Annotated in this window: 4 tRNA genes; all 4 read left to right on the forward strand. The window is 46.4% G+C overall.

Annotation, left to right across the window (positions count from 1 at the left end):
• The first annotated feature begins 20 nt into the window (after positions 1–20).
• The 4 genes from TR13x_RS10825 to TR13x_RS10840 all read left to right on the forward strand — a co-directional run bounded on the left by TR13x_RS10825 (position 21) and on the right by TR13x_RS10840 (position 600).
• Positions 21–97: transfer RNA gene (locus tag TR13x_RS10825), tRNA-Ile, on the forward strand.
• A gap of 11 nt (positions 98–108) precedes the next feature.
• A tRNA-Phe gene (locus TR13x_RS10830) sits at positions 109–184 on the forward strand.
• Positions 185–427: 243 nt separating this feature from the next.
• Positions 428–502: transfer RNA gene (locus tag TR13x_RS10835), tRNA-Asn, on the forward strand.
• Positions 503–510: 8 nt separating this feature from the next.
• A tRNA-Leu gene (locus tag TR13x_RS10840) sits at positions 511–600 on the forward strand.
• Positions 601–666 lie beyond the last annotated feature (66 nt).

Below are 666 nucleotides of genomic sequence, written 5' to 3' on the forward strand. Positions count from 1 at the left end.
AATTGTCTTACTAAAGTTAGGGGCCCTTAGCTCAGCTGGCTAGAGCGTCCGGCTCATAACCGGCAGGTCCGGGGTTCGAGTCCCTGAGGGCCCACCAAAATAGAATATGCCCAGATAGCTCAGTCGGTAGAGCAGGGGACTGAAAATCCCCGTGTCGGTGGTTCGATTCCGCCTCTGGGCACCAAAAAAACTCCTATCGTACTGATACGGTAGGAGTTTTTTATAATCATCCATGCGAAATTATAAACTATATTGAAATGTGGATAATTTTAAATATAATTTTCGTAATGGATATAGGCGAAATCTACTTTAAATTATTTCAATTGTCGAACTACATCGAAAAGATGAAAATTCTTCAAAAAAGTTATTGACACAAATCTATAATTATGCTAATATATATCTTGTCGTCGCTGACAAAAGGTATTGTTCCTGGGTAGCTCAATGGTGGAGCAACCGGCTGTTAACCGGTAGGCTGTGGGTTCGAGTCCCACCCCAGGAGCCAGAATAAATGCCGGGGTGGCGGAACTGGCAGACGCACAGGACTTAAAATCCTGCGGTCCTTATAAGACCGTACCGGTTCGATTCCGGTCCCCGGCACCAACAAGGCCCTATGGTCAAGTGGTTAAGACACCGCCCTTTCACGGCGGTAACCCGGGTTCGAATCCC

This window comes from Caloranaerobacter sp. TR13, assembly GCF_001316435.1.
Classification (GTDB): domain Bacteria; phylum Bacillota; class Clostridia; order Tissierellales; family Thermohalobacteraceae; genus Caloranaerobacter.